The sequence below is a fragment of the Pseudomonas sp. GD03858 genome, assembly GCF_029840925.1.
Lineage (GTDB): Bacteria > Pseudomonadota > Gammaproteobacteria > Pseudomonadales > Pseudomonadaceae > Aquipseudomonas.
Genome location: NZ_JAOCDM010000009.1, coordinates 51,031 through 70,271, shown reverse-complemented (window position 1 = coordinate 70,271; position 19,241 = coordinate 51,031). Strand labels below are relative to the sequence as shown.

The 19,241-nt window shown below is 65.5% G+C and carries 15 protein-coding genes; 7 read left to right on the top strand and 8 right to left on the bottom strand.

Features of this window, described 5'->3' with window-relative positions; all coding sequences use genetic code 11:
- Window positions 1–4: 4 nt before the first annotated feature.
- From N5D48_RS04580 to N5D48_RS04565, 4 genes are all read right to left on the bottom strand, one after another.
- Window positions 5–2,368, bottom strand: coding sequence for a TonB-dependent receptor (locus N5D48_RS04580; protein WP_279881560.1), 2,364 nt, complete (start codon window positions 2,366–2,368; stop codon window positions 5–7).
- Window positions 2,369–2,420: 52 nt separating this feature from the next.
- Window positions 2,421–3,401, bottom strand: coding sequence for a FecR domain-containing protein (locus N5D48_RS04575; protein WP_279881558.1), 981 nt, complete (start codon window positions 3,399–3,401; stop codon window positions 2,421–2,423).
- Window positions 3,394–3,930 carry an RNA polymerase sigma factor gene (locus N5D48_RS04570; RefSeq protein WP_279881556.1) on the bottom strand — a complete coding sequence of 179 codons (537 nt, stop codon included), beginning with the start codon at window positions 3,928–3,930 and terminating at the stop codon, window positions 3,394–3,396. The genes N5D48_RS04575 and N5D48_RS04570 overlap by 8 nt, the downstream gene beginning before the upstream one ends.
- Window positions 3,931–4,012: 82 nt before the next feature.
- Window positions 4,013–5,086: a glycerophosphodiester phosphodiesterase family protein gene (locus tag N5D48_RS04565; protein ID WP_279881554.1), complete on the bottom strand. Its 1,074-nt coding sequence runs from the start codon at window positions 5,084–5,086 to the stop codon at window positions 4,013–4,015.
- A gap of 141 nt (window positions 5,087–5,227) precedes the next feature.
- On the opposite strand from N5D48_RS04565, the gene N5D48_RS04560 reads away from it, so the two are divergent.
- The 4 genes from N5D48_RS04560 to N5D48_RS04545 all read left to right on the top strand — a co-directional run bounded on the left by N5D48_RS04560 (window position 5,228) and on the right by N5D48_RS04545 (window position 10,472).
- Entirely contained in the window at window positions 5,228–6,244 is a 1,017-nt protein-coding gene (locus N5D48_RS04560) for a DUF4917 family protein (protein ID WP_279881551.1), read from the top strand.
- A gap of 76 nt (window positions 6,245–6,320) precedes the next feature.
- Entirely contained in the window at window positions 6,321–6,857 is a 537-nt protein-coding gene (locus N5D48_RS04555; RefSeq protein WP_279881549.1) for an RNA polymerase sigma factor, read from the top strand.
- Window positions 6,854–7,807 (top strand): FecR domain-containing protein, encoded by a 954-nt coding sequence (locus N5D48_RS04550; protein WP_279881546.1) that lies wholly within the window; start codon window positions 6,854–6,856, stop codon window positions 7,805–7,807. The genes N5D48_RS04555 and N5D48_RS04550 overlap by 4 nt, the downstream gene beginning before the upstream one ends.
- A 112-nt stretch (window positions 7,808–7,919) precedes the next feature.
- A complete protein-coding gene (locus tag N5D48_RS04545; protein WP_279881543.1) occupies window positions 7,920–10,472 on the top strand; it encodes a TonB-dependent hemoglobin/transferrin/lactoferrin family receptor in 2,553 nt (850 codons plus the stop codon).
- A gap of 33 nt (window positions 10,473–10,505) precedes the next feature.
- On the opposite strand, the gene N5D48_RS04540 is transcribed toward N5D48_RS04545, so the two are convergent.
- The 4 genes from N5D48_RS04540 to N5D48_RS04525 all read right to left on the bottom strand — a co-directional run bounded on the left by N5D48_RS04540 (window position 10,506) and on the right by N5D48_RS04525 (window position 13,419).
- Window positions 10,506–11,000, bottom strand: a complete 495-nt coding sequence (locus N5D48_RS04540) for a DNA-binding protein (RefSeq protein ID WP_279881539.1) — start codon at window positions 10,998–11,000, stop codon at window positions 10,506–10,508.
- Entirely contained in the window at window positions 11,000–11,272 is a 273-nt protein-coding gene (locus N5D48_RS04535) for a hypothetical protein (RefSeq protein WP_279881537.1), read from the bottom strand. Before N5D48_RS04535 ends, N5D48_RS04540 begins: the two co-directional genes overlap by 1 nt.
- A gap of 166 nt (window positions 11,273–11,438) precedes the next feature.
- Complete coding sequence (locus N5D48_RS04530; RefSeq protein WP_279881535.1) at window positions 11,439–12,659, bottom strand: SAM-dependent methyltransferase; 1,221 nt, start codon at window positions 12,657–12,659, stop codon at window positions 11,439–11,441.
- Window positions 12,660–12,810: 151 nt separating this feature from the next.
- Complete coding sequence (locus tag N5D48_RS04525; protein WP_279881533.1) at window positions 12,811–13,419, bottom strand: TPM domain-containing protein; 609 nt, start codon at window positions 13,417–13,419, stop codon at window positions 12,811–12,813.
- Between the two features lie 200 nt (window positions 13,420–13,619).
- On the opposite strand from N5D48_RS04525, the gene bglX reads away from it, so the two are divergent.
- From bglX to N5D48_RS04510, 3 genes are all read left to right on the top strand, one after another.
- Complete coding sequence (bglX, locus tag N5D48_RS04520; RefSeq protein WP_279881530.1) at window positions 13,620–15,911, top strand: beta-glucosidase BglX; 2,292 nt, start codon at window positions 13,620–13,622, stop codon at window positions 15,909–15,911.
- Between the two features lie 118 nt (window positions 15,912–16,029).
- Window positions 16,030–17,787, top strand: a complete 1,758-nt coding sequence (locus N5D48_RS04515; protein WP_279881528.1) for an ATP-binding protein — start codon at window positions 16,030–16,032, stop codon at window positions 17,785–17,787.
- Entirely contained in the window at window positions 17,781–19,115 is a 1,335-nt protein-coding gene (locus tag N5D48_RS04510; protein ID WP_279881525.1) for a sigma-54 dependent transcriptional regulator, read from the top strand. The genes N5D48_RS04515 and N5D48_RS04510 overlap by 7 nt, the downstream gene beginning before the upstream one ends.
- The last annotated feature ends 126 nt before the right edge of the window (window positions 19,116–19,241 follow it).

Genomic DNA, 19,241 nt, shown 5'->3' with positions numbered 1-19,241 from the left:
CACCTCAGAAGTCGATGCTGGCGGAGAGCTTGAGGGTGCGCGGCTCGCTGACCGTCGCATAGCCGTCGTTGAACACCCCGGCCCAGTAGGCGCGGTTCTCGACGTTCTCCAGGCTGGCGCGCAGGGTCACGTCCTTGCTCAACACCCTGGTGGCGTAGCGCGCGCCGAGGTCGTAGCGGGTCCATTGCGGGATCTTCAGCTGGTTGGCCGAGTCCAGGTACTGGGAGCTGCTGTGGATGCCCAGGGCGGTGAGGGTCAGGCCCTCGACCCAGGGCAGGTCCCACTCGGCCCCGAGATTGGCCGACCAGGCCGGCACGCCGCGCGCGGTGTTGCCGTCCAGGACGCCGCCAGCGGTCTTGCTCAGCACGGCACGGGTGTAGGTCACGCCGCCGAGCAGGCGCACGCTGGGCACGACCTCGCCGAACATCGTCCACTCCACGCCGCGGTTGCGTTGTTCCCCGTCATCGTTGTAACGGTTGCTGGGCTTGTCGTAGATCATGCTGGGCTTGTCGATCTGGAACAGCGCCAACGTGTGGGTGAAATCGCCCAGGTCCCACTTCACCCCAGCCTCCATCTGCTTGGCGACATAAGGCGCGAACTGCTCGCGGTAGTTGGCCGCCTTCACATCCGTCACCATGCCACCCTGGGTCAGGCCCTCGATGTAGTTGGCGTACAGCGACACCGGCGCATCCCAGGGCTTGAGCACGATGCCCACGGCCGGGGTCAGCTTGCGCTCGTCGTACGCAGGCGTGCTCATCTTCTGACGGACGCGCTGGGAACGCACGCCGAGCGTGAGCAGCACGCGCTCGTCAACAAAGCCCAGGGTATCGGCCACGGCGAAGCTCGACAGGGTGTTGTCGCCAGTCTTGGTGCTGCTGCCATGGTTGCCGGCGATGACTGCCTTGCCGGGCCGGTAGATGTTGGTCGGGTACTTGGGGCCGGTGACCGTGGGCGCACGGCCAATATCTTGGTGCAGCAAGGTGGTGCTGAGCACCAGTTGATGGCTGACCGGGCCGGTCATGAAGTTGCCGCGCAGCCCCGCCTCACTGGACAGGCTGTGGGTGTAGCCAGCCTGGTTGTAGGTTTCGCCGATGGCCGAGCCATCGACCTTGTTCACCACCACACGGGTACCGTTGAGAAAGCCATCGTAGCGAGTGCGCGCACCGCCGACACTGGCGTAGGCGCTCCAGTTGTCATCGAGTTGATACTCGCCGCGCAGGACCACGGCCTTGCTGATCTGCCGGGCATGGATACCCTCGAGGATGTTGGTATCGGGCTTGGGCGCGCGGGTCACCTGGTTCAGGCCGGTGAAGCCGGCCATCATCGGGCTGCCGTTATCGAGTTTTTCGTGGCTTTCGTAGGCGTCCAGTTCGAGCTTGAAGTCGTCGCCCCGGTAATCCAGGGCCAGAGCGGCCAGGGTGCGATCCTTGGACTGTTTGTCGACGCCGGTGTCACCACTGCCGTAGACACCGTTGAAGCGGATACCGAAGCGTCCATCGGCGAAACGTCGACCCACATCGATATGCTCGGCGACATAGCCATCGGACACGTAGCTGGTGGTCAGCCGGGTCAGTGGCGCGTCGCCGGCGCGCTTGGGGACCAGGTTGACCACACCGCCCACGCCGCCGTTGGGCGCCATGCCATTGAGCAACGCGCTGGGCCCCTTGAGCACTTCGACACGTTCGAGGAATTCGGTCGGCACATGGCCATCGGGCGCCAGGCCATACAGGCCGCCCAGCGCCAGCTCGGTGGAGTCCAGCGCGTAACCACGAATCATGAAGTTCTCGTAGGCATGCCCTTCGCCGGTGCTGAAGCGGATCGACGGGTCATTGCGCAGCACCGCACCGACCGTGCCGCTCTGCTGGTTCTCGATGGTCTTGGCGGTGTAGGCGGTGACGCTGAAAGGCGTGTCCATGAGGTCACGGTTGCCCAGCATGCCAAGGCGCGCGCCACGCGCCACCTGGCCGCCGCTGTAGCTGTCCGGCAGGTCGCTGTTGAAGCCCGAGGCATTGACCGTGGTCGCGCCCAGGGTAAGGGCGGCTCCCTCGGCAGGGCCGCGCAGGATGATCACCCCCTGCTCCTCGACCGCGACCAGGTCGCTGCCGGCCAGCAGCTGGCGCAGGGCCTGAAGCACCGTGTAGCGGCCCTGCAAGGCCGGCGCGGCGCGCCCGGCGAGCAGGCGGCTGTCAGCGGCGATGGCCACGCCAGAGGCATGCGCCAATGCATGTACCGTGGTCTCCAGCGACTGGCTTGGCAGGTCCAGGTTCAGCGGCTGGCTATCGGCCAGGGCCAGGCCGCTGCCGCCCAGGGCGCAGGCCAGGGCCAGGCGCCGCAGGGTGCCAGGGACACGGGAGGAGAGAAGCGACATGATCGGTCCTTGCGAGAGGTGGGTTCACAGCTGATGACGCGGCAGCGGTGATTTACCCCTCAAACGAATTTCGCGCGTGCACGATCAGTTGCTGGCCGCCCTTTGCCAGCACGCGCACTGGCAGGATTCGCGGCAAGGCTTCGAGCAGTACATCCGGTCGGTCACTGGGGAAGCTCCCGGTAAGGCGCAGGTCGGCCGCGCCGGGATCGACCTCGATCGCTTGCGCGACGTAGGCATTCAGCTCCCCTATCACTTCGCGCAACGGCTGGTCGGTGAACGACCACCAGCCACGCCGCCAATGCGCCAGGTCCGGGCCGAACTGGCCACCGGCACGCAGCGTGCCCAGGCGCCCATCGCCATCCAGGCAGATGCGCTCACCCGCCCGCAGTACTTGCTCCCGCCCCTGCAGGTCGCGTACCTGCACCCGTCCTCTGGAAACCGCCACCTGCACCCGATCACCGCGGTCACTGACAGTAAAAGCGGTGCCCAGCACCTCTACCCGGCCAAGGCGGGTGCTGACCACGAACGGCCGCCACAACGCGTGGGCAACGTCGAAGAAGACATTGCCATGCAACAGCAGTACCTGACGCTCGCCATGGTCGAAACGCACCCGCAGGTTACTCTCGGCGGCCACCAGCAGCTGGCTGCCATCGGGCAACGCCAACTCATGGGGCGCCTGGGCATGCGCGGTCCGTAAATCCTGCAGGAACGGTGCGGTGCGCGTGAACATCCAGCCCAGCCAGCCGCCCGAGGCCAGCAACAGCGCCAGCGCGCCGCCCTGGCGCAGCACACGCCGACGACCAGGGTCGCAAGTCTGCGGCTGCAAGGCGCCGCGTAGCTGAGGAGCCAGGCGATGAACCAGTTGCCAGCGCTGCTCGGCTTCCTGCCAGGCGCGCTCGTGTTCGTCGCTGCGCTTGCGCCAACGCAGAGCCAGGCCCTCGGTCCTGCTGACGCGCGCGGGGTCGTCGCCCTGCAAGGCCGCCAGGTAAACCAGGGCTTGCTGTACCTTGCGCGGCGAGGCCGGCTCAGTCATGGCGCGCGGCCAGGCGCAGTTCCGACAGGTCGAAGACCGCACGGGCGATGTGCAGCTCGACCGACTTGGCCGACAGTCCCAGCGCCTCGCAGACCTCGCGGTGGCTGTGACCATGCAGGCGCACGCGGACGAACACTTCCCGACGCAGCTTCGGCATGCGCTCGATGCGGGCGATCAGGTGCTGCAGCTGCTCGCGGGCGATCATGATCGCTTCGACACTGGGGCTCAGCCATTCTGCCCGCGCCAGCCAGTCCTCCAGGGCCGCCAGCTCGGTGCTGCGCCGCCGATACTGGTCGATGCACAGGTTGCGCGCCGCCTGGAACAGCAGGGCCCGGGCATTGATCACCGGCGCGCTGAGGGCGTGGGCGTAGGCCTGGGCGAAGCTGGATTGGGCGATATCAGCCGCGTCGTCGGGGTTGCGCAAGCGACCGCAGAGATAGCGACGCAGATCGCTGTAATGGGCGAGCAGGTCATCGACGACAGCCGGGAGCGCCGCTCGGGCACTCCAGTCGGTGGAGAGAAAGGTCATTGCTGAGGTGGCGATGGGTGATAATAGGAATTCCTATCATTCTCACACATGTCATTCGGCCATCGCCAGCCTCGGCTTGGATTCAGTAACCGAGCGTCTTCAGCAACTGGCCTTCGTTGAGCGGCACTGGCCGGCCATAGAAGCGCATCAGCTCACCCGCGCGGTTGGTGAAGATGCCATCCACGCCCGCTTTCATCGCCTTGTCGAAGTCCACCTTCTCGTCGAGGGTGTACACGTGAACCAGCAGTCCCTTGTCGTGGCTGGCCTGATTCATCCACGGCTGGATCAGGTCGGCGTAGCTCTGCTCTCCCAGGTGCGTCCGGGTCGCCGACGGGCCGGTGCCGATAGCCCCACCGGCCTTGGCATGGTCGAGCCAGCGCTCGAACTCGGCGCGGTCCTTGGGTTGCTGGCGGGCGTAGAAGGCTGACTTGTCCTGCTCGCCGGATTCGGCGAAATCCTGGCCCGAGGCCGGCTCGATCGCCCCCTTGGCCACCCACAGCAGGAGGATCTTCGGCACTTGCGGCATCGCCTTGTGCAGCAGTTCGAGGCTATTGCGATCGAAAGTCTGCAATACCACCCGGCCCGGCTTGTCGAGCCAGCCGCGAGCCTCGAGACGCTTTTTCAGATCCTGCTCGATGCCAGGGAACTGGGCAGGTTCCTTGGTCTCGATGTACAGGCCGGGATGACGGTCGGGATTGCCTTCGGCGATGTCGATCACCTCGTCCAGGGTCAGGATGCGCTGCCCCTTGAACGCGTCCCGGGCACGCTCGGGATAAGCCTTGTTGAACCAGCTGCCGGCATCCAGCGCCTTGAGCTCGGCCAGGGTGAAGGCACTGACCGGGCTGGTCTTGCGCTCAGGGTAGCGTTCGGCGACATCGCTGGTACGGCCCAGCACATCGTCATGGACCACCACCAGTACCCCGTCGCGGGTCCGCTGCAGGTCCATCTCCAGGTAGTCGGCGCCCAGCTCACGGGCCAGCAGGTAGGCTGGCGTGGTGGACTCCGGGGCATCGTACGACGCGCCTCGGTGGGCGATCACGGCCGGGTGCGGGATATCCTGCGCCTTGGCCAACGCCGCGCCATCGGCGGCGCAAGCCAGGCCGGTGGTCAACAGCGTGCTCAGGCCGAGACTCAGGATGAGGGAAGTACTGTTCATTCGACTGTTCCTTGTACGAGTGGGCAGGCCCTGCAATAGAGCCCTTGCCATGCGCGATGGATTGCGCTGGACGGCAAGCCTCGCACATTACGCATGACATGCTAAAGTCGCCCGCGTTTCCCCGCAGCCCACGGACCTGTCATGCCCGCACTCGACGCCCACCTGCCCGCCTGGGCCGACCTCAACCAGTGCCACCCCTGCAACGCCCTGCTGCTGGGCAATGGCGCCAGTCGCGCGCTGTGGAAACCGTTCGGCTACTTTTCGCTGTTCGAGGAAGCACAACGCGTCAGGCACAAGGCCCTGGGCGTGAGCGACCAGGCGTTGTTCAAGGCACTCGGCAGCGAACTGTTCGAGCCCGTGCTCAGCACCCTGAACAGCACCGTGCGGGCCAACGCCGCGCTGGCGATCAACTCCACCGCGCCACTGAACCGCTATTACTCGATCAAGGAAGCGCTGATCCATGCGGTACGGGCCGTCCACCTGCCCTGGTCGCTGTTCGCCGTCCCGACGCGCCAGGCGATCAACCAGGCGCTGCGTCAATACCGCACGGTCTACACCAGCAATTACGACCTGATCCTGCCCTGGGCGATCGCCGAGGACCCGCAAGGTTTCGCCACAGTCTTCGACGAACAGGGTTTCTTCGATGTTCGCCGTGCACCAGGCGACGGTATTCGTGTCCTGCACCTGCACGGCGGCATGCACTTGCTCAAGCTGCCCGATGGCAGCACGCGCCAGCGCAGCGCCGAGCAGGCCGAACTGTTAGAGGGCTTCGCCGTCAACATCCCTGGCGAAGTACCGCTGTTCGTCAATGAAAGCCGCAGCGACGACAAGCTGCGCGCCCTGCGCAACTCGGACTATCTGTCCTGGAGCCTGGGGCAACTTGCCCGGGAGCGAGAGGGGCTGTGCCTGTTCGGACAACACCTGGACAGCAGCGACCAGCACCTGCTCGATGCCATCCGCCAGGCGCGTCCACAGCATCTGGCCATCGCCGTCCGGCCACTGAGCGAAGCCTCGATCATCAATCAGAAACAGCACTTTACTCAGCGCTTCGCCGATCTTGAGCAAACTTCACTGCATTTTTTCGATGCCACCAGCCACCCGCTGGGGCGCCTCGACCTGGCCATTGCGGCGCCCGCCGAACTTAACCGTCGGCGTTGATCGTACTATTTTGCAAATGTAAATAATTCTCGATAAGATCCGCACCCTTTCCTCTTGCCAGCTCCGGAAAGCGTGCATGCAGCGCCCCAAACCCGACCCCACCACCGCACAAGAAGCCTGCCGAGGTTTCTATGCCGACATCCTGCATTTCCTGCGCAAGCGCACGGATAATGCCAGCGATGCCGCGGACATGACCCAGGACGTGTTCGCCCAGTGGCTGGGCTACCGGGACCGGGCCAAGGTGGAGCAGCCCCGGGCATTCCTGTTCCAGGTGGCGCGCAACCTGCTCAGCGACCACTGGCGGCGACAGAAGGTACGCCAGGTGGTGCTGGCCGAAGACGCCTTGCCCGACGAGCTGCCTGCGCAGGCGAACGACCCGCTGGACCACGCCCAGCAGCAACAACGGCTGAATCAATTGCGCCAAGTGCTCGCCGAGCTCTCGCCGCGCCGGCGCGAAGCCCTTATGCTGCACCGTTTCGAAGGCCTGACCCAGGCCCAGATCGCCGAGCGCATGAACATTTCCGTCAGCATGGTCGAAAAGCACATCGCCGCCGCCCTGCTGCAATGCAAGCAACGCCTGGACAGTGACACCGGCACGGAGCAGTCCCCATGACCCCCACCGACGAGCTCGACCCGTCCCCGATCGACGCCCAGGCGGCGAGCTGGTTCAGTCGCAACCGCAATGCCCCTTCGCGGGAGGCGCGCAAGGCATTTGCCCAATGGATGCAGGTAGCGGAGCACGCGCGCGCCTATCGCCAGTTCGAACAGCTGTGGGACGATCTGGCGGCACTCAAGCAGGCCAGTCGCCCGACCCCGCTGCCGGTCCGCCGCCCGACCCGCTGGCGCCCGGCCCTGGCGGCAGCGGCGGCGCTGCTGTGCGCGGTAGTGGTCGGCAACCCAGGCGCCGGCAGCGAGCCGCTCAGCCAGCGCATTGCCGCCGTGCAGTCAGCGCAACGCCTGAAATTGCCCGACGGCAGCCAGCTGTACGTGAACGCGCAGACCCGCCTGCGCCTGGACTTCAGCGCCGAACGCCGGCTGATCCACCTCGATCATGGCCAGCTGTACATCGACGTCGCGCCCGACAAGGAACGCCCGCTGTTCGTCGACGCCGGCAGCGGTCGGGTGCGAGTGGTCGGTACCGGCTTCGATCTGCGTCGCGGCGACCGCGAACTGGTGGTCGCCGTCGCCCACGGCCAGGTCGCCTTCGAAACGCCTGGTGAGCGCAACGCCCCGCTGTTGCTCGGTGCCCACCAAGGCGCCACCTACGATCTGGCGCAAGGCAGTCTGACTCGCCAGGAGCTGGGCGAGCAGCCAGTCGCCGGCTGGCGCGAAGGCCATGTGAGCTTCCGCAACCGTGAACTGGCCAGCCTGGTCGACGAACTCGGACTGTACCGCCAGCACCCGGTGGTGCTGGCCGATCCGGCCCTGGGCCGCTACAAGGTGTCGGGCAATCTCGATGTGCATGACCCCGACGCGCTGCTCAACGCCCTGCCCGCCCTGTTACCGGTCAAGACCACCCTGCTGGCCGACGGCCGTCTGCGTATCGAGCGACGCGCAAAATAATTTGAGAATTTTTATCATTCGCAGGTGAGGTATTTTCGCAAAGACGCGTCTTCCTCCTCGCCTGCCGCGTGATGGCGGGCTTTTTCCGGCCTTTTGCCGTTTGGGGGAATCCATGTTGTCCGCGTTGCGTCCGTTGCACTGCCTGCCTGCCCGACCTACCTTGCTCGCCCTGTGCCTGGCCGTGAGCCTGGCCGCCGAAGCCGCCCCGGTACCGTTCGACCTGCCTGCGCAACCGTTGGCCCGCTCGCTGAGCCAGCTGGCCCAGCAGGCCAAGGTCCAGCTGCTGTTCGACGAAGGCCTGCTTGGCGCGGCTCAGGCCCCGGCACTCAAGGGCGACTTCGAGGCTGAAGCGGCCATCAGCCGACTGCTGATCGGCAGCCGCTTCAATGTCGTGCGCATGGGCAACACGTATGTGGTGCGTCTGCGCGAGGACGATCCGAGCGCCGACAACAGCATCCAGCTCGGCGCCCTGAGCATCGTCGGCGACGGCCAGCAGGTCGACCCGGGCAACGTCGGGCGCTCGACCCTCGACCAGGAACAGATCGACCGCTACCAGCCGAACAACATCCCCAGCGTGCTCGCCACCCTGCCGGGCGTGAACATGGGCGGCTCGTCCAAGCCGGGCGGCCAGACCATCAACATCTGGGGCCTGGGCGACGCCGAGGACGTGCCAATGACCCTCGACGGCGCGCCCAAGAGCGGCTTCGAGCGTTACCAGCAAGGCACCATCTTCATCGAGCCGGAGCTGATCAAGCACATCGAAGTGGACAAGGGGCCGCACTCGGTGAAGACCGGCAACGGTGGCTTCGGCGGCAGCGTCAACATGGAGACCAAGGATGCCGGCGACCTGCTGCAGGAAGGCCGCAACAGTGGCGCCATGCTCAAGTACGGTTATGCCAGCAACGACCACCAGCAGATCTACAGCTCGGCGCTGTTCGGTCGCAGCGACGACGGACGCTTCGATGGCCTGGTCTATTACACCAAGCGCGACGGCGGCAACCTGAAGATGGCCGACAACCTGCCCGACCCCAACAACCAGTGGCCGGTCAACCCCAAGCGCGTGCCCTATAGCGCCCTGGACCTGGACGGTGTGCTGCTCAAGGGCAATGTCCACTTCACCGACGAGCACAGCCTGGGGCTGTCCTACTCGCGCTCCGAGAGTGAACGCTGGACCACCTTCGCCTCCACGGCCTACCCGGCGCCACCGAGCGCTGCGGACATCAAGAAGTACGGCTACGACGGCTCGCTCAAGCGCTTCCTGGCCAACCGCACCACGACCGATACCACCTGGTCGGCCACCTACAAGTACCAGCCGATCGAGAATCCGTGGGTCGACCTGCAGGTGAAGTACTCCGAGTCCGACACCAAGCAGACCGACGAGCGCGAAGCCACGGCGTTCTTCCAGCCGGCCACCGGCGGTCGCAAGATGGACACCGAGTACAAGGACCGCATGCTCGATGTGAAGAACACCAGCACCTTCCTCACCGGCCCGCTGGAACATGCGCTGACCGCGGGCGTGCAGGTTCGCCGCCATGATCGCGACACGCAGATGTGGATGCCCGGCAAGACCTATGAAGTGCCCAAGTACAACTATGGCCACTACCAGCCCTACTTCATGCCCAGCGGCCAGGTCGACAGCCAGGGCTACTACCTGCAAGACGCCATCACCCTGGGCAGCCTGACCATCACCCCGTCGCTGCGCTACGATCATGTCGCCAACGAAGGCAAGCCCAACCAGGCGCCTTACTACAACAACCCGCAGGCTGGGCACGACTACAGCGAAAAGACCTACAGCGGCTGGTCGCCGCGTCTGTCGCTGTTCTGGAAGGTCAGCGATCAGACCGCGCTGTTCGCCGACTACAGCAAGACCTGGCGCGCACCGGTACTGGATGAACAGTACGAAGTACAAGGCGTGGGCAGCCGCACGTCGACCAGCCGCAACCTTGACCCGGAGCGCATCACCGGCGTGCGCGTGGGTAGCATCAGCGACTTCTCCAACGTGTTCACCCAGGGCGACAGCGCCCAGGTGCGCGCCACGCTGTTCCGCAACAAGATCACCGACGAGATCTTCAAGGCCACCGGTGTCGGTTGCCAGGAGCAGTTGGCCACCGGCGGCAGCATCGCCAACACCTGCGGCGGCGGCCTGATGGGCAACTACCGCAACATCGGCGACGTGGTCTACAAAGGCTTCGAGATCGAGACGTTCTACGACTCCACCTACCTGTTCGGTGCCGTGTCGTACGCCTGGATGGAAGGCCGCCATGAAGGCGCCTACACCAACCCGTGGGGCCCGGACGTGTGGGCCAAGGACGTACCGGCGCCCAAGTGGATCACTACCCTGGGGGTGAAGATTCCGGCCTGGGACGCCCGTGTAGGCTGGACCGCGCAATTCGTCGGCGCCACCCGCCACCTGCCCAGCGACAAGTACTTCGAAGGCCCGGCCAGCGCGCTCGGCGACCGTTACTACGACAACTTCGGCAACGAGAAGTACGAGATCCACGGACTGTTCGCCAACTGGAAACCGCAGCAGGCGTACCTGAAAGGGACCGAGGTCAACCTGACCGTGGACAACCTGTTCAACAAGGCTGTCAGGCCGGAACTGTCGGGAGAGAACGCCTATACCGTCGGGCGCAACGCCAAGATCAGCGTGACCCGGTTCTTCTGAGCCCGGCGAGCGACGATGATGCAAGGGATTGCATCATCGTCCTCCTGCCACGCGTTCCTGCGCCCTGGCAACGTTCACCTGCATCGCCGTGCGGGCCAGTTCCAGCAGGGTCTGGGCGATGGCATAGTTGCCGCGCTCCTGCATCCAGGACAGGATCTCGGCAAGGTGCCAGAGCGACAGGCTGCCATCATGCACCGGTACCGGGAAGCTGCGGTGGTGGGAGAGCATCAGCTTGCGCATGTTCTGCCGGGACACGCCCACCAGTTCAGCCACGTCGGTGAGGCCGACCAGATCAGGGCTGGCCTCGATCAACCGGGCATGCGGTATCACACGCCGGACATCCGCCAGGGCGCCATGCATCGCCTCCTGGGCGCTCGCCCCTTCACGGACGAAGGCCAACGCCAGGCGACCCGGCTGACCGATACCGATCACGGCGTCATCGCAACCGTCCTCCCCCAGCCGTTCGATCAGCGCATCGACATCTTCGTCACCGGTCAACTGGTACTTGAGAGTGAATTCATACTCCATCACATGTGCTCCACAGGCTGATTGACGATACCGCGCGCCGACGTGCAGTTGTCGACGATTCGCCGCAACTGACGGGCGAAGTTGCCCGGGTTTCTCGGTGTGCTCCACACACTAGTGATGCAGAACTCGCCGCAACGGCATTCGCGATCGTTGTTGGGGCAATAGATGCGCCCCCAGCAATGGCCGCCTCGTACCACGACTTTCCAACCCTGCGCCTCGGCGTGTATCAGGGTCTGCTCGACTTCCTTGTTGGGGTGCGTGGGACGGGCCATCGGTTGCGCTCCAGTATGGACATGAGAACATGGTTGTCAAGTGACAACCAAGAGACGCCGACAGACGTCATCCCGACCCAGCCTAGATCGCGCACACCATTCATCCGCCCCACGACCAGCGCTTCAGAAGCGTCCTATCGCAAACAGGGAAACGCTTGCAGCTGACCTAACCGGTGATCAGCCCATCCGCCAGCAGCAGGGTTTCCAGGCAGTGCTCGCGCACGCCATAGAACGCCTTGAGTTCGGCGATCTTCTCCAGCAGGGCCGCGTTGTCCTGTGGCTGGCGACGCTTGACGGCGAGGATCATCTTGTTCTTGTTGGTGTGCTCCAGCGAAATGAACTCAAAGACCTTGGTCTCGTAGCCACAGGCCTCCAGATACAGGGCACGCAGACTGTCGGTGAGCATCTCGGCCTGCTGCCCAAGGTGCAGGCCGTATTGCAGCATCGGCTGCAGCAGGCCAGGACTGTGCATCTGCGGGCGGATCTGCTTGTGGCAGCATGGCGAGCACATGATGATCGCGGCGTTGCAGCGAACACCGGTATGGATGGCGTAGTCGGTGGCGATGTCGCAGGCATGCAGGGCGATCATCACCTCGATGGCCTCGGGCACCACGCTGCGCACATCGCCACATTCAAAGACCAGGCCCGGATGTTCCAGGCGCGCGGCGGCGGCGTTGCACAGCTCGACCATGTCCGGGCGCAGCTCGACACCGGTGACCTGCGCCTCACGTCCCAAGGTATTGCGCAGGTAGTCGTGCATGGCGAAAGTCAGGTAGCCCTTGCCCGAGCCGAAGTCGGCCACCCGCAACAGCTGGTCCGCCGCGACCGGCGCGCCCGCCAGAGCGTGATCGAAGACTTCGATGAACTTGTTGATCTGCTTCCACTTGCGCGACATCGACGGGATCAGCGCGCCTTGCGCGTCGGTCACCCCGAGGTCGCGCAGGAACGGCCGCGACAGCTCCAGGTAGCGCTTCTTCTGCCGGTCATGTCCGGCCGTGGCCGCTTCGGACTGGACCTGCTGCGCCAGGTGGCGCTGCAACATCGGCTTGCCTTTCTTGCTGAAACCCAGCTGCACTTCGCCTGCGACGGTGAACAGGTGGGCGTTGCGAAAGCTCTCCGGCAACAGTTCGGCAACCAGCGCCTGCGCCTGGTCCAACGGCAGGTTGCGGGTGATGTCGCGAGTCTGGTGGCGGTAGACCAGTTGCAGGCAGGCCTGCCCCTTGAGCTGCACCGGCTTGGCGATGATCCGTTGCAGGGTCTGGTCGGCGCCGACGTGGCGGGCCAGCACCAGCTTGCCCAGGCTGCCATCGGCCAGGGCATCGGCCAGCAGAGTCAGGAACTGGGCACGCGCATCCGGCGCGCAGGGGGCAGAAGAAGGGGAAGACATGGGAACGGGTGCCTCGAAATGCGGGGGGCGCGATGCGCAATGCGGGGCATTCTACGTCGATGCCGGCTCATCGCGAACCCCTGTGGCAGCGGGCTGGTCGGATTGCCGCCGCGGGCCTGCCGCGCGGGCGACCCCGCGCCCACGGCACGGATCAGTCGAGAATCACCAGGCGGTTGGGCAGCTCATTGCGCGCATGAGTCGGCGGCACATGCTCGCTGAGCAGCTCGCCACAGGCCTCGATGCACTCGACGAACCCTTGCAACGTCTGGCCATGGCGCACCTGTTCGGTGAACCGCGCGACGATCGCTTCTCGCGCTTGCTCGGGCAAGTGCCGGGCGATGCCCTCGTCGACCAGGATCTCGACATGGCGCTCGGCCTCGCTGACGAAGATCAGCACCCCGGTCGCACCCGCCGTGCGCTGCAGATTGAGCTCGAGAAACTGCTGTCGGGCCAGCCCGGAAGCACGCCGGCGGCGCAATACCGTCGGCACAACCCAGACCGCCAGACGCGGGTGACGCAGCAGCAGGCATAACCCGATGAACGTCAGCATCTGTGCCAGCAACAGGCCGTTGACCCCGATACCGCCCAGCCACAGGTGCAGCACACCCGGCACCAGCAGGGCCAGCAAGGCGGCCCAGAGCAGGGGCAGGTAGGGGAAGTCATCGGCGCGACGGGCCAGTACCGTCACCAGTTCCGCGTCGGTGCGCCGCTCGGCGCGGGCGATCGCCTCGGCGATCTGCCGCTGTTCGTATTCGGTCATGCCATCGTCTCTCGAGCGTTCTTGTCATTGTTATCCCGGCACTCGGGTGGCGAGAGTGTATCTCAACAAGCGCCCCATATAAGGCATAATCCGCGCCTGCACCGGATCCTGGAGAATGATCCGAAAAACAGCCAGCGGCCCTTACAACAACAGGCGTGCGAAACGTCTCGATCAACCGCATACACTCGACAACGGAATTGATGATGAAACTGTCTTTGCTGGGCCTGGCCATGGGCCTTGCCAGTCAGGCGGCCCTTGCCGCCCCCACCGCCGCGCCCCTGCAGGACAAGCAGGCGTTCATCGATCACCTGGTCGGGCAAATGACCGAGGCCGAGAAGATCGGCCAGCTGCGCCTGATCAGCATCGGCCCCGAGATGCCCCGCGAGAAGATCCGCGAGGAAATCGCCGCCGGACGCATCGGCGGCACCTTCAACTCGCGCACCGCTCCCGAGAACCGGCCGATGCAGGACGCCGCCATGCGCAGCCGCCTGAAGATCCCGATGTTCTTCGCCTACGACACCATCCACGGCGAGCGCACCATCTTCCCGATCAGCCTGGGCCTGGCCGCCACCTGGGACATGGATGCCATCGCCAAGGTCGGGCGCACCTCGGCCATCGAAGCCGCCGCCGACTCGCTCGACATGACCTTCGCGCCGATGGTCGACATCGCCCGCGACCCACGCTGGGGCCGCACCAGTGAAGGCTTCGGCGAAGACACCTACCTGACCTCGAAAATCGGCCAGGTGATGGTCAAGTCGTTCCAGGGCTCGAGCCCGGCCAATCCCGACAGCATCATGGCCATCGTCAAGCACTTCGCCCTGTATGGCGCGGTGGAGGGCGGGCGCGACTACAACACGGTCGATATGAGCCTGCCGAAGATGTACAACGACTACCTGCCGCCCTACCGCGCCGCGCTCGACGCCGGGGCCGGCGGGGTGATGGTGGCGCTGAACTCGATCAACGGCGTGCCGGCCACCTCCAATACCTGGCTGATGAACGACCTGCTGCGCAAGGAGTGGGGCTTCAAGGGCGTGACCATCAGCGATCACGGCGCCATCCAGGAACTGATCCGCCATGGCGTGGCCCGCGATGGCCGCGAGGCCGCCAAGCTGGCGATCAAGGCCGGCATCGACATGAGCATGAACGACACCCTCTACGGCGAGGAACTGCCGGGCCTGCTCAAGTCCGGCGAAGTCACTCAGGCCGAACTGGACCAGGCGGTGCGCGAAGTGCTCGGTGCCAAGTACGACATGGGCCTGTTCAAGGATCCGTACGTGCGCATCGGCAAGGCCGAAACCGACCTCGAGGAGTATTACGGCAATGACCGCCTGCACCGCGACGCCGCACGCGACGTCGCCCGCCGCAGCCTGGTGCTGCTGGAGAACCGCGACCAGACCCTGCCGCTGAAAAAGGCCGGCACCATCGCCCTGGTCGGCCCGCTGGCCGACGCGCCGATCGACATGATGGGTAGCTGGGCCGCCGACGGTCGCCCGGAGCACTCGGTCACCGTGCGCGAAGGCTTGGCCCGCGCCGTTGCCGGCAAGGCCCAGGTGGTCTATGCCAAGGGTTCGAACGTCACCGGCGACAAGGCGATGTTCGACTACCTGAACTTCCTCAACTTCGCCGCCCCGGAGATCATCGACGACCCACGCCCAGCCGCTGTGCTGATCGACGAAGCGGTCAAGGCGGCGAAGCAATCGGATGTGGTGGTCGCCGTGGTCGGCGAATCCCGTGGCATGTCCCACGAATCCTCGAGCCGCACCACCCTGGAGATTCCGGCGGTTCAGCGTGACCTGATCAAGGCGCTCAAGGCCACCGGCAAGCCCCTGGTGCTGGTACTGATGAACGGTCGTCCGCTGTCGATCGCCTGGGAGCGCGAGCAGGCCGACGCCATCCTCGAGACCTGGTTCAGCGGTACCGAAGGCGGCAACGCCATCGCCGACGTGCTGTTCGGCGACTACAACCCTTCCGGACGCCTGGCCATCACCTTCCCGCGCTCGGTCGGGCAGATCCCGATGTACTACAACAACATGCGCATCGGCCGCCCGTTCACGCCGGGCAAGCCGGGCAACTACACCTCGCAGTACTTCGAAGAGCCCAATGGCCCGCTGTATCCGTTCGGCTACGGCCTGAGCTACACGAACTTCGAACTGTCCGGACTGAAGCTGTCGCACAAGACACTCGAGCGCGGCGCCACCCTGCAAGCCAAGGTGACCGTGAAGAACACCGGCAAGCGTGACGGCGAGACCGTGGTGCAGCTCTACATTCGCGACGAGAGCGCGTCGATGAGCCGGCCAGTGAAGGAACTGAAGAACTTCCAGAAGCTGATGCTCAAGGCCGGCGAAGCGCGAACCTTGACCTTCGACATCAGTGAGGAAGACCTGAAGTTCTACAATGGTCAACTGCAACGGGTTGCCGAAGCGGGCCAGTTCGACGTGCAGATCGGGCTCGATTCGCAGACGGTGCAACAGCAGAGTTTCGAGCTGCGCTAAGCAAGTCCGGCCGATTCGCGGGCAAGCCCGCTCCCACAGGGGATGCACGAAACCCCGTGGGAGTGGGCTTGCCCGGCGATGAGGCCGACACAGACAACCGAGATCCCGGATCCGCCCCATGCCCTCATCCTTCCGCACCCTGCGCCTGGGCTTGATCATCCTGCTGATCCTGCTCGGTACCGGCCTCAGCGCCGGCTGGGCCATGCAACAGGCCAAGCGCCAGGCGATGGAAACCGACGCTCGCCGGGCCAGCCAGCAACTGAGCCTGTACGCCAACGCGCTGCACACCCTGATCGAGCGCTACCGTGCCCTGCCCGCTGTGCTGGCGCTGGATCCGGAGCTGATCGACGCCCTGCGTGGCCCGGTCACCGAACCGGTGCAGGATGCCCTCAACCGCAAGCTCGAACGCATCAACGGCGCCGCCAATTCCTCGACCCTGGAACTGCTCGACCGCACCGGCCTGGCCATCGCGGCCAGCAACTGGCGCCTACCGACCACCTACGTCGGCTCCAACTACGGCTTTCGCCCCTACTTCAAGCAGACTCGCAGCCAGGGCAGCGGGCGCTTCTACGCGGTCGGCGTGACCAGCGGCGTACCAGGTTATTTCCTGTCCAGCGCTGTGACCGACGAACAGGGTCGCTTCCTCGGCGCCATGGTGGTCAAGCTGGAGTTCCCCGAACTCGAGCGCGAGTGGCGCCAGGGCAGCGATATCCTGCTGGTCAGCGACGCCCGCGGCATCACCTTCATCGCCAACCAGGACGGCTGGCGCTACCGCGAGTTGCACCCCTTGTCCGGCGCCGACCGCGCCGAGCTGGCCGAAACCCGCCAGTATGACAAGCAACCCTTGGTGCCCTTGCAACACCAGGCCCTGACGCGCTTCACCGACACCAGCCACCTGACCCGTGTGCAAGGCCCGGACGGCACTGCCGAATACCTCTGGGAGAGCCTGCCATTGGAGGCAGAAGGCTGGACCCTGCACTTGCTGCGCAAGCCGCAGGTCGCGGAGGATGGTCGCAACGCCGCCCTGGCCGCCGCGGCGATCTGGCTGAGCCTGGTGTTCGCCGCCCTGTTCGTCAGCCAGCGCCTGCGCCTGGCCCGGCTGCGCCAGCGCAGCCGCGAAGAGCTCAAGCGCCAGGTCGAAGAGCGCACCCGCGAACTGCGCACCGCCCAGGAAGGCCTGGTGCAGTCGGCCAAGCTGGCGGCGCTGGGGCAGATGTCGGCAGCGCTGGCCCATGAAATCAACCAGCCGTTGACGACTCAGCGCATGCAGTTGGAAACCCTGCGGCTGCTGCTCGACCATGGTCGCCACGAGCAAGCGCGCCAGGCCCTGGAGCCACTGGAACAGATGCTCACGCGCATGGCCGCGCTCACCGGTCATCTGAAAACCTTCGCCCGCAACAGCCCTGGCGGCCTGCGCGAACGCCTCGACCTGGCGCTGGTGGTCGATCAGGCCCTGCACCTGCTCGATGCCCGTATCCGCGCCGAGGCGGTAGAAGTGGCGCTGTACCTGGCACGGCCAGCGTGGGTGCGCGGCGACGCGATCCGCCTGGAGCAGGTGCTGATCAACCTGCTGCGCAACGCCCTCGACGCCATGGCCGACAAACGTTACAAACGCCTGGAGATTCGCATCGAAGCCGACGATGGGCAATGGCGCCTGAGCGTGCTGGACTCTGGCGGAGGCATCCGCGAGTGTGACCTGGCCAAGGTCTTCGACCCCTTCTTCACTACCAAGCCGGTGGGTGAAGGGCTGGGTTTGGGACTGGCGATCTCCTATGGCATCGTCAGCGATGCCGGGGGTTGCCTGCAGGTCGAGAACCTGCCGGGCGGTGCCCGTTTCAGCCTCACCCTGCCCCGCGACCTGGAGCCTGCATGTTGAACTCAGTGATCGTCGTCGACGACGAAGCCAGCATCCGTAGCGCGGTGGAACAGTGGCTGAGCCTGTCGGGCTTCAGCGTGCAGCTGTTCGCCCGCGCCGAGGAATGCCTGGCGCAGTTGCCGCGCAACTTCCCCGGGGTGATCCTCAGTGACGTGCGCATGCCCGGGTTGTCCGGCCTGCAATTGCTCGAGCGCGTGCAACGGGACGACCCCGGCCTGCCGGTGATCCTGCTTACCGGGCATGGCGATGTACCCATGGCGGTCGAGGCGATGCGCAGCGGTGCCTATGACTTCCTGGAAAAGCCCTTCACCCCACAGCACCTGATGAGCAGCCTTGGCCGGGCGTTGGAAAAACGCCAGCTGGTGCTGGAGAACCGCCGCCTGCACGAGCGGGCCGACCTCAAGGCGCAACTGGAAGGCACCCTGCTGGGCATGTCCCAGGGCCTGCAGCAGCTGCGGCGCCAGGTGCTGGACCTGGCCGGCCTGCCGGTCAACGTGCTGATCCGCGGCGAAACCGGTAGCGGCAAGGAGCGCGTGGCCCGCTGCTTGCACGATTTCGGCCCGCGTGCCGGCAAGCCGTTCGTCGCGCTCAACTGTGCGGCCATTCCCGAAACGCTGTTCGAAGCCGAGCTGTTCGGCCATGAAAGCGGTGCCTTCACCGGTGCCCAGGGCAAGCGCATCGGCAAGCTCGAGTACGCCAACGGTGGTACCGTGTTCCTCGACGAGATCGAGAGCATGCCACTGGCCCAGCAAGCCAAGTTGCTGCGGGTGATCCAGGAGCAGAAACTCGAACGCCTCGGCGCCAACCAGAGCATTGCCATCGATCTGCGGATCATCGCCGCGACCAAGCCCGACCTGCTGGAAGAGGCTCGCGCCGGACGTTTCCGCGAAGACCTGGCCTACCGCCTGAACGTCGCCGAACTGCGCCTGGCGCCCCTGCGCGAACGCCGCGAAGACATCCCGCTGCTGTTCGAGCATTTCGCCCGCGCCACCGCCGAACGCCTCGGACGCGAAACGCCACCTGTGGGCGGGGCGCAACTGGCCCGGCTGCTCGCCCACGACTGGCCGGGCAACGTGCGCGAGCTGGCCAATGCCGCCGAACGCCATACCTTGGGGCTGGATTCAGCGAACCTGGCGGCGGTACCGAGCGGGCAATCGCTGGTGGAGCAGATGGAAGCCTTCGAGGCCCAGTGCCTGCGCGCCGCGCTGCGCCAGCACAAGGGCGAGATCAAGGGCGTGATGGAGGCGCTGCAACTGCCGCGGCGCACGCTCAACGAGAAAATGCAGCGCCATGGGCTGGCTCGGGAGGACTTTCTCGAGCGTGAATAGGCGGATTCTTGCCTACCCATTCACCGAAACAAGCAAATTTCCGCTCATCCATTGATGCTCCGAAGTGCCTCTTCGCGGGGCAAGCCCGCTCCTGCAGGGATTTGCACAACCCGCAGGCTACAGGGG